This window comes from Bacillus sp. JJ722 (assembly GCF_036963345.1).
Lineage (GTDB): Bacteria > Bacillota > Bacilli > Bacillales > DSM-1321 > Bacillus_AD.
The window spans coordinates 1-10,363 of the sequence record NZ_JBALMO010000090.1; the positions used below are offsets into that span (position 1 = coordinate 1).

Below are 10,363 nucleotides of genomic sequence, written 5' to 3' on the forward strand. Positions count from 1 at the left end.
TTATTGTTTAACAGAGCCTTAATTAAAAAAAAGTAGAAATGATGACTTACATGCAGTAAGTCATCATTTACTTGGAGTAAACTTCCAAATGACATCTATACAATGATCACTGTTTAAAATACTGAATAATTTCTCCTTTTCCACCATTAACTTTAACTTCTGCATACGCCCCATTAATAAAAGTAATTTGAGGTGGTACATGACCACAATCTATATCATAAATAATAGGAATTTGAAGTTCTTCTGCAAGGTCTTTATAAACATCTTCCGCAGAGTAACCATCAACCTGATGATTGGCAGCACTTCGTCCAAATAAGATACCCGAGCACTGTTCAAACCACCCTGCTAGTTTCATTTGAATCAATGAACGGCGTAAATCTGTCGTAGATAACTCGCAGTTTTCTAGATACCAAATGATAGAATCATTCTCACAATGTTTCTTTCTGAAATATTGTACTTTACCATAAGGAGTTCCAATAAGATGTCTAATAACATCAATACATCCACCAAGCAATCGGCCACTACTTGTAATTGGAGTGCCAGAAACTGTTTTCCAACATGTATCTTCTGTTAAATGGAATACGCAAGGTTATGAGTTATCATGCTGCCATTGCTTTTGATATTTTCCTGAAGAGGATTGAGTAATAGATGAGCCTGTTTTATTCGCTAGTACACTTTCCCACATTGCTGTTGTATCATCACAGTACTCTCCCCTTAAATCGATTAAATTTGTACCATGAGCTGTAGCGATACCTGTGTGTAACCTAATCGCTAACAATAATGCACTTGTATCAGAATATCCTAAAACCCACTTTGTTTTTATCTTTTCAAAATCAATTTCTTCAAGGATTTCAATTAATAATTCGCCACCCCAAGGAGGAATAATTAAATCTATATTCTCATCTTGTACCATGTTCATGAATTCATTAGCCCGTTTTTTGGCATTAGAAGATTTAGCCTTCTCTTGTGACCAAGGTGTTTCCCCGCAAACAACTTCATAGTCTCTTCTTTCCAAGGCTTCAAAAGCTTGTTTTAGTAAATGATGTAATTCTTCTTTTACTCCTGAGGAAGGTGCTGTTACACCAATTTTTGCCCCTTTTTCTAATATAGGATACTTAATCATCGCTTCCACTCCTTTTATTCCCCTGGATAACCAGAAAAAGTCTGTTTGTAATACTCTACAAACAAGCTATGATTATGTCAACAAAAAAAGAGATGAACAGTTAATTAAACTGTTTCATCTCTTTTTTACATGATACTTTACTTTATCTTCTCTGAAAGAATCTCAACTGCTTTATTTAATTGTGTATCGTTCGCCTTAATTTTATCGCGAAGTTTGTCCATTAACGCTATTGTAGTTTTATCTTTCAGGATTCCATTTTGTTCTAATTTCACGTCTTTTTGAAGTTGAATAACAGCTGCTTTTGTTGATTCATCAAATATGCCATCAACTTTCCCCGGCTTATAACCAACCGCTTCTAACATTTCTTCAGCCACTTTTGTTTCTGCTGAAGATGTTCCTACTTTTAGTTCCTTTTCTGGAGAAATATAAGTTAAATGTGCATAAGATGGTAGTGCTACCTTCACATCTGGTTCGATTCCTTTTTTATGAATCCAAGTACCATTTGGAGTTAACCATTTACCAGTTGTATACTTAATATTTGATCCATCTTCAAGATCTTTTGCTGTTTGAATTGTTCCTTTACCGAATGTTTTCTCACCAACGATAGGAATACCCGCTGATTCTTTTACTGCCGCAGCGACAATTTCAGACGCACTAGCGCTTCCTTCATCAACTAATACTACTACTGGGAATTCAAATACATCGGTATTTTCGGATTTAACAACTTGTTTATTACCATTGCGATCTTCAATTTGGAAGATTGCTTTTCCGTCTGGAACAAACATACTTGCTATTTGCATAGCTTGATCCATAAAACCACCAGGATTTCCACGTAAGTCTAACACTAAACCTTTCATTCCTTTGGCTTGCATTTCTTCTAAAGCGTGCGTTAGCTCTTTAAATGTATCATCAGAGAAAGAAGTTACATGAACTTTCGCAATGTTATTGTCTAGCATTTCTGCGTAAACTGTTTCAATAGGAATGGTATCTCTAGTTATATTTACTTTGAAAGGTTCTTCTTGCCCTCTTTGAACCATCAAAGCAACTTTAGTACCTTTCTTTCCTCTAATCTTTGCTACTGCCTCAGTTGAGCTTAAACCGTCTAAACTTTTTCCATCTACACTTAAAACGACATCATTCGGTTTTAAACCTGCCTTTTCAGCTGGAGAACCTTTAATAGGTGAAACGATAACAATTTTTGAATCTTTTTCTTGTATTTCAGCACCTATACCTTCAAAAGAAGAAGAAATGGTATTATGAAAATTTTCAGCTTCCTCAATATCCATGTAATCGGAATAAGGATCATCTAGTGAATCAATCATTCCATTAATGGCACCGTTAACTAGTGTTTCTTCATCTACATCTGTATAATATTGATTTTCTATTGTATCAAACGTTTCGTACAGCTTATTAAACTCAGCACGGTCATTTAAATTAGGCTGAACTTTCTCATCTCCGAATGTTAAAGCAATCGTAGTTATACCCGCAGTTAAAAAAATCAGTAAGAACACACCCATGATAAAGTGAAACTTCTTAAACTTCACATATGATAAGCTTTTGTTCTCATTTTTTACTTTCTTTTCCTCTTCCATTTTTTCACCACTTTCACTCTCATATGCGTCTATTTGGCACACTTATCATCACATTTAAATTTCTTTTACAACATTAAAGTACTCTTCTAGTGTCAAACCTTTTTCATGCATAGTTTTAGCAAATTCCTTACCTACATAGCGAAAATGCCACGGTTCATATTTGTAACCGGTAATTTCTTCTTTTCCTTTAGGATATCGAAGGATAAAGCCATACTTATGTGCATTTTCAGCTAGCCATTTACCTTCAACTGTGTTCTCATAGGCTTGTGTTAATTCTAAATTCACAGAGGGACTAGAGATATCCATTGTCAAACCTGTTTGATGTTCACTTTGACCAGGAATTGCAACAGCTTGTTTAGCTTTTTCTAAACCTTGTTGTTGAACTTCAGCATCGAATAAAACTTTTTGCCTTGCATATGATCGGTAGCCTGATACAGCAACTAACTCAACACCCTCTGCTTTGGCCCCATTAAACATCTCTTCTAATGCAGTCGCTGCCTCTTGTCTTAATAAAGCTTTCTCAATTTGTTCATCACCAAAAGAATAATGGACATTTGCTCGAACAAGGTCAGAAGGTATATATGACTCTGATAAATAATACATCTTATTCACTAAAACTAATGTATTTTCTGAGTTCTGTATAACATTCTTCCCACCTGTTTCAACGATTTGATTGAAGTATTGAGTTGGTAAAGTCAGAACATCTTCGGCGGATTGTTCCTTACTTGCTTGTCCATTCAATTCTTCTTGCTTTTCAGAGCTTTGTTGTTCTTTAGTAGAGTTTCCCTCATCGTTTGTAAAACTATTCTGCAGGGATTGGCATCCACTTAACAAAGCTACTGATAATAGCACGCCTATTAATTTTGTGTTCATTTTAAATGTCCTCACCTTTACATTCTTACTGCTAATTCGGCTATCTTTTTTATATAAGAAAAAGAATGCCTAGTCACTATTGTATACGAATAAATCGTAACAGCAAAGTGACTAGAACATTCTCTTGTTACATCCATACGTTTTATTCTTTAATAGCCGCATCTAGAGCTACTTCAATCATTTCATTGAAAGTAGTTTGTCTTTCTTCAGAAGTCGTTTCTTCACCTGTTAATATATGATCACTAACTGTTAATACAGAAAGAGCTTGTCTTCCAAATTTCGCTGCAATTGTATATAGAGCTGAAGTTTCCATTTCTATGGCTAGTATTTGATATTGAGCCCATTTTTTATGATCTGCATTATCATTATAGAACATATCAGCAGTAAATACATTACCTACTTTTAAATTAAGCCCTTTTTCAACTCCAGCATCAAATGCGTTCTTTAATAGCTCAAAGTTAGCAGTTGGTGCGTAATCGATTCCAAAAGTAAGTTGGTTTACTCTTGAATCAGTAGAAGCAGTCATTGCTAATATAACGTCTCTCACTTTTACATCTTCTTGAATCGCTCCGCAAGTACCAACACGAACTAGCTTCTTCACATCATAGCTTTGAATTAACTCATTCACATAAATAGAGATTGACGGTACACCCATCCCAGTTCCTTGTACTGAAACTCTCTTACCTTTATACGTACCCGTAAAACCTAACATTCCACGTACTTCATTATAACAAGTTGGATTTTCTAAAAATGTTTCAGCAATATATTTTGCTCTTAACGGATCACCAGGTAATAAAACAATATCGGCAATCTCTCCTGCTTTTGCTCCTATATGTACACTCATCATTAAATCCTCCTAATATGTCGTATTACACCCCTTACTATACCATAAATATGATGCGTTTATGAATTGTAAGATGTTTGCAAATAATTTGACTATCTATTGCATCGTTACTATTATTGCCTACTATAAACACCAGCATGCTTCATAATAACATCACACAATTAATATTTTATGGTAAACCAAATCGAATGAAAGCTAAAAAATAATCCGCTAGATTAATAGCTAGCGGATTATTTTTATTAAGAGTAACGTGAAATAACTTGGGTAAGTTTATCCTTCATATCCGGCATATCTTGTTGATTCAAATTCAGACGTACCATCGTTTCATCAGCGTCAAGCGCTTCTGCAAATAAACCAGCTAATCCTTTGGCTTTTCGATCTACTTCTAATAGAACTTCAGCTTGATCAATATTGGATTGATAAAAAACAAATTCCAATTCATCTAACCTTCCTCTAAACTGGCCACTTACTGGCACAAACTCAAACTCTTGAATGTAAGGCATTCTTTTTCTAAACCTATGCGGAGCTTGTTCACATTTTGCACTTCTTAATTTAAAACCTAAATCTGTAAGTGCTAAAAATGCAGAATGAATTAGTGGTGTTGGAGAAACTTTAATATAATCCTCATCCCTTGGATCAACGGCATTTTTAATATCTAAACCCGTTGCAAGCCAAACTTTTGTTACACCATATGTTAACGGTGTATCTAGAGGTAATATAAACGAAAAAGGAATATCTTTCACTTCATTTGCAGCAATTGTAAACGGCTCATTTATACGAATCCGTTCAATTGTTGCGGTTTCATTATATTTTTTGTCGCCACTTTCTTTCTCATATCTCGTATGTAGCGTTAAATATATTTCATCAATTTGTTGTTCTACATTTCCACCGGTAATCTCCACAACACCTTTAACTTGATCACCAGGTAAGAAAGAATCTTTTTCTAACTTCGTATCTACTCTTGCACTACCCATTCCTAAACTTGCTAAAAACTTATTAAACATCGACATGAGAATTCCTCCATTATATTCATTTACTTCACATATATTAATTGATCTTTAATCTATTTAAAGCTTGATATGCTTCTTGAGCATTAGAAAACGGTTGTTGTAGTAATAGTAGTTTTTCAAGATAATTTTGCACTTGATTAGGTAACTGTAACTCCTCTTGCCAACTCCGTTCTTTTTTATGAGTCGGTATATAGTTGGAATATAATAAGAAAAGTAAAAAGTGACCAATGTTATACAAATCACTAATATAGCTTGGAGCTTTTTTAGGATTCTTTACTTGACTATAATCAAATGTAGGATCCTGAAAACAAGCTAACCCAAAATCAATGATGAACAATTCATTGTTACGTAGGAGAATATTAGGAATTCGCAAATCTCTATGTACAATTCCATGATTATGAATAACAGTTACCATTTCTAATAGTTGTCCAACTATTTTCAAAGATTGTTCAATCGTAAATGTAACTCCATCTCCAAATATGATTTGTTCGAACGTTTTTCCTTCAATATAATCCATCGAAAAGTAGGGAATACCTGCTATACTTCCAACTTGCGTTATAGCAGGTATATTCGGATGCATTTCTTTTCGTAAAAAAGCAATCTCTTGTTGAAAATTCCCAACTGTTTTTTTCTTCTTTATATGCTTTCTACGCAACCGTTTTAAGACAAACTGATTGCTTGTTTCTTTATTAAGAACTAAATAAGCAAACCCATATGAACCTCTCCCTAATAATTGGACGACTTCATATGGTCCCATTTCTTCAATTGCTGCATAAAATAAATGATGATATTTTTTTTCACCAAAATCGCGAAAAAACATTAAGGGGCATCTCCTTATTAACTACTGAAAAAACTTCTTGAACTAAAGAAACTGCGCGAGCTAAAAGATTTTTTCTTATAGCCTTTTTTATAATGTTTGTGTCCATAATGATTATGTTTGTGCGAATAATGTTTCATATCACTGCTAGAAGATCGTTTCTTATGGTGATGGCCCGAACTATTACTAATGATTGATTTGATAATTTTTTTAAACAACTTCATCACTCCTTTTAAGTATCATACGAATTATTTTATAAAAAAGTTTCAAATTTTTTTTGTTAATATAATTTTATATAATATAAAAACGACGGTAAAACCGTCGCCCCTCATTGTGTTACTCTTCCATTTCCTCATCTATTATACACTTATCAAGTAAGTACTCAAAGGTTATATCCGCAAGTTCTTCAAGTTCTTCAACAGTAGGCACATAGCCTCGCTTCGTTAATTCCTGAAAAAAATAATTTGCGATTTCTTCCGTGTCTATTACGACCTCAATCTCGCGCAATAAGATCGCCCCCTTTTTTATACCTTTATGTGCTTAATTGTTATAATATTACATTTTCACATAAAGTAAAATAGCTATTTTACTCATATTACAAATACTATGTGATTATTGCATTTTTGAACTATTTTTCTTCGGTTTTTTACTTACTTCTGTAGACACTCCTTTTAATTTCAACAAAGTAAGCAACATTACCTTTTTATATTCGTCATCTTGGAACATTTTATATAGTTCAGCATAATCATTATAAAGGTCTAAAAGGTTATCGATTAATTGCTTTCTTTCCTTACACTCTTGTAGCGTTTTCCATTCAGCTTTTCGCAATACATTTTGAGGAACTTTTTCCTTCATACCTGAATTTTTCTTCACTGGATACAAAAAACCTAATTTCTGAAAAAATAAATCCGCACTCTCAGCATCCGCGATTAACGTTAACTCATCTTCTTGAGCCTCTAACCACTCACCGTCTGATAATCTTGATAATTCATACACAACATCTTCCCATGCATTTTCCTTGTAACGCCAAATTTCAGTTCGAAACCCAACCACTTTAAAGTATTCCTCTTCATATCCTTCAACTTGGACTAAGTCACCAAAGAAAAACTTATACTCGATATTGATTTGCTCTTTATCTTGCAGGATATAACCGTCATATTCTTCAATAGGTACTAAAAGCGGTTCCATAAAAAGTCCCTCACTATGATTCACTTCATACACAAAACAACCTTCAAGAAATTTAACATCTGTTATTTTACCAACAGTGCCATACATTGTAATGACAACTGTATCACCTACTTTGTACTTCGCTTTTTTCTTATTTCCCATTTGAGACATCCCCCAGAGCAGATCTTAATTTACAATAGTATATGCATGTTTCTGCTGTAGGTTATTGATATTCAGCGTAATAGGCGTTAGATCTTCTCAGGACGTATGACACGAAATAAAATAGGCTTTTACTTCATAATTAAAAGATATTCAGCAAACTGAATGATTACAACACTTTTATATAAATTCAAACTGGAAAAAGTGTTTTACAATATTAGTTGATATTGTTCCCAAACCTCATCAAAGATTGACATAGTCTCTAAATAATGACCATTCATTTCTAAATAGTGGCTGATTTCTTGATAATCTGTAGAATGCTTAGGAAAACTATGATCATGAAATGCATCATGCGCAAATTTAGTTATATTATCAACAATTTTCGGTTGTCTGTATGTTTGTAAAAATTGATAAAACGATTTCACAATTGTAACCTCCACTTAAATAATCTTACTTTGTTTTATTAATATAGCCAAAGTTTAATTATTCGTCCATATAAATTAGGGTTCAAGTTCTGTCAAAAGTACACTACTATCAATTCGATACAATTTTTACATACATCCCTTTTTCCGCTTTCAATTTAGCTTTTTCTCCCATACATTTTACAAGTTCCGACTTCCGAGATGCCTTCATTAATTCATTCTTATAAAGTATCGAAGGGTCAATTAATCTCAATTTACTTTTTTGGTGTAAATCATAATGAACGGAATCCTCCACTACAATTACGTTTCCATGAAGATACTTGAGACGACTTTGAACTTCATGATCATCAGAATTACGCAATAAAAGCAATACTTCCTCATCTGTACCAAGAAATGTATCAAGATTAATTATTTTTTTATTTAATGCAATCTTCAATATGTTTGCCAACAGATTATTCCCATAAATATTTAACGGGTTCATAAAGAAATCAATCACTTCTTTATAATATGTTTCTGTAAACCATTCAGCCGATTCTATATTTCTCAAACAGATTTCTCCATCGATTATCATCATGTTCTTTAGGAAAAACTGAACCTCATTTAACGTAATAATACCATATTCGTACATGTCACGAAGAGTATAATCTACACGGTCCGCACACAACTTTGGAGCTGATTGTTCAAGTATTGTCCACTTCACCACATCAAACAATATGTACTTATAGTCATAACCATACTTGCTTAAAATTTGAGGAATATCAGATTTTCCAATGATACTTTCATAAATTTTCTCATGATAATTTTCTTCTTTATTTTCAATTACAAAATCAATAACATGAGAAAATGCGGTATGGGAAATATCATGAAGTAAGCCAGCAATTTGTTCTTCAATAGAACCTCCAAGCTGCTTAATCAATAGCATTACACCAATAGAGTGATCATATCTTGTAACATTCCACTTGTCATTTACTAAGTAGCTTGCTCCTCCTTGATGAATGTCCTTTAACCTTTGTACTTGTGCACTATTAATAAGTTCTTCTAGAACGCCCTCCACTACATATTCGCCATAAATATTGTCTTTAACAATCATTTTTTCTCTCCTTGTATTTCTGGGAATTATCTATTTATAAAATTGTAGCATTACAATTTATACAAGTGGTATGTGGCCTGTTGTTTAAAAACTCTCATTTTACAGATAAATTATCGATTGAGGAATGGGAAGCTTTATCTGTTGAAAATCAATACTTTTCAAAAGAATATGATGAAAAATGTTTTAAAAAAGAATCCAAGATTGATTAAATGGATTCTTTTTTTATGATTTAATATTTGGTTTTTACTATTTTTTATAAAGCTAAGATTGAGTTGATTTAATCGATCATTTACCGATAGTTTATCAATTTCTTTCATGGTAGGAGACGCCAACGGATCGAACGGAAAAGGCATGTGCAACCGACTATAACTTTTTTTTGCATATTTATCTTCCTTTCGAATAAAATTTCCAACTATATAAATAGGAATAGTTTTATTAATTTTCACAAAAATGAAGCCCCTTTCCCAAGGCAAATTTAAGTTAACCATTCACAAGAATTAAATAAATATTTTGTCAATTTTGAATGTATTTATTTTTTGATAATAATACGTTAAATAACAAATGGTATTTATAAAACTAAGGATTGAAAAGTCCAAAATTTTGACTGAATCTCTTTTACTTTTTGAACATACTCTTTCTGTATGTCAAAAAGTACATCAGTTGGAATTTCATGCATGGCTTGGGCGAATGGATCTACTACTTCTGTGCTGACTCCACTCATTTCCTCAACAATAGCATGAGAGCAAAAAGAGACATGTGCCGAACTATAACCACCCTCATGGTAGGCGATGAATTTACCACCGCAATGCTTTTCAGCAATATTGAGCATGAAACGGGTCATCTGCCTGAACCCTTCTGCGGTGACCATCATACGGGCCAGCGGATCAAATAGTCCAGGGTCTTGTCCAGCTGAAATGAAAATAAGATTGGGCTTGAACTGATTGGTGATAGGAGCGACAATTTCTTTCAACGCATACATATAGCCAGCATTACCAGTTCCAGCTGGCAACGGAATATTAATGTTATACCCTTTGCCTTTACCTGTCCCTATATCTTCTGCTCTTCCTCGACCTGGGGGATAATTACGTTCTTAATGTAGAGAAATAAATAATACATTAGAATCAACATAAAATGCTGATTCAGGCTTATTTGTGATAAACATTTTCATCCTTTGAAAATTTAGTATCCATTTCTTCAACAATTAAACGTCAATTATGTAAGCGGTTCCGTAATTACAAATAAGCTTTTACTAGGTTAAAACTTTAC

9 protein-coding genes and 2 pseudogenes are annotated in these 10,363 nt (G+C 33.3%); all 11 read right to left on the reverse strand.

Annotation, left to right across the window (positions count from 1 at the left end; translation table 11 throughout):
• Positions 1 to 106: 106 nt before the first annotated feature.
• A pseudogene (locus V7014_RS12485) lies at positions 107 to 1,123 on the reverse strand (S66 family peptidase).
• Between the two features lie 137 nt (positions 1,124 to 1,260).
• Positions 1,261 to 2,715, reverse strand: a complete 1,455-nt coding sequence (locus V7014_RS12490; protein ID WP_335507588.1) for a S41 family peptidase — start codon at positions 2,713 to 2,715, stop codon at positions 1,261 to 1,263.
• Positions 2,716 to 2,769: 54 nt separating this feature from the next.
• On the reverse strand, positions 2,770 to 3,588 hold the full coding sequence (locus V7014_RS12495; protein WP_335507573.1) for a M15 family metallopeptidase: 819 nt from the start codon (positions 3,586 to 3,588) through the stop codon (positions 2,770 to 2,772).
• Positions 3,589 to 3,730: 142 nt separating this feature from the next.
• Positions 3,731 to 4,432, reverse strand: a complete 702-nt coding sequence (gene deoD / locus V7014_RS12500) for a purine-nucleoside phosphorylase (RefSeq protein WP_335507575.1) — start codon at positions 4,430 to 4,432, stop codon at positions 3,731 to 3,733.
• A 239-nt stretch (positions 4,433 to 4,671) separates the two neighbouring features.
• Entirely contained in the window at positions 4,672 to 5,442 is a 771-nt protein-coding gene (locus V7014_RS12505; RefSeq protein WP_335507577.1) for a sporulation protein, read from the reverse strand.
• 37 nt (positions 5,443 to 5,479) lie between these two features.
• Positions 5,480 to 6,262, reverse strand: a complete 783-nt coding sequence (locus V7014_RS12510; RefSeq protein WP_335507579.1) for a serine/threonine protein kinase — start codon at positions 6,260 to 6,262, stop codon at positions 5,480 to 5,482.
• Positions 6,263 to 6,595: 333 nt separating this feature from the next.
• Positions 6,596 to 6,766, reverse strand: a complete 171-nt coding sequence (locus V7014_RS12515; protein WP_081707558.1) for a YozD family protein — start codon at positions 6,764 to 6,766, stop codon at positions 6,596 to 6,598.
• Positions 6,767 to 6,871: 105 nt separating this feature from the next.
• Entirely contained in the window at positions 6,872 to 7,588 is a 717-nt protein-coding gene (locus V7014_RS12520; RefSeq protein WP_335507582.1) for a hypothetical protein, read from the reverse strand.
• 206 nt (positions 7,589 to 7,794) lie between these two features.
• Positions 7,795 to 8,010 carry a YozE family protein gene (locus tag V7014_RS12525; RefSeq protein ID WP_335507584.1) on the reverse strand — a complete coding sequence of 72 codons (216 nt, stop codon included), beginning with the start codon at positions 8,008 to 8,010 and terminating at the stop codon, positions 7,795 to 7,797.
• A 109-nt stretch (positions 8,011 to 8,119) separates the two neighbouring features.
• Positions 8,120 to 9,097, reverse strand: a complete 978-nt coding sequence (locus V7014_RS12530) for an HD domain-containing protein (protein WP_335507586.1) — start codon at positions 9,095 to 9,097, stop codon at positions 8,120 to 8,122.
• Positions 9,098 to 9,665: 568 nt separating this feature from the next.
• A pseudogene (locus V7014_RS12535) lies at positions 9,666 to 10,169 on the reverse strand (class II histone deacetylase); the annotation flags it as partial.
• Between the last annotated feature and the right edge of the window lie 194 nt (positions 10,170 to 10,363).

Bases quoted from the DNA above. Each gene is read 5' to 3' on its own strand.
- V7014_RS12490 (WP_335507588.1), bottom strand. From the start codon at position 2,715: ATGGAAGAGGAAAAGAAAGTAAAAAATGAGAACAAAAGCTTATCATAT.
- V7014_RS12495 (WP_335507573.1), bottom strand. From the start codon at position 3,588: ATGAACACAAAATTAATAGGCGTGCTATTATCAGTAGCTTTGTTAAGT.
- deoD (WP_335507575.1), bottom strand. From the start codon at position 4,432: ATGAGTGTACATATAGGAGCAAAAGCAGGAGAGATTGCCGATATTGTT.
- V7014_RS12505 (WP_335507577.1), bottom strand. From the start codon at position 5,442: ATGTCGATGTTTAATAAGTTTTTAGCAAGTTTAGGAATGGGTAGTGCA.
- V7014_RS12510 (WP_335507579.1), bottom strand. From the start codon at position 6,262: ATGTTTTTTCGCGATTTTGGTGAAAAAAAATATCATCATTTATTTTAT.
- V7014_RS12520 (WP_335507582.1), bottom strand. From the start codon at position 7,588: ATGGGAAATAAGAAAAAAGCGAAGTACAAAGTAGGTGATACAGTTGTC.
- V7014_RS12530 (WP_335507586.1), bottom strand. From the start codon at position 9,097: ATGATTGTTAAAGACAATATTTATGGCGAATATGTAGTGGAGGGCGTT.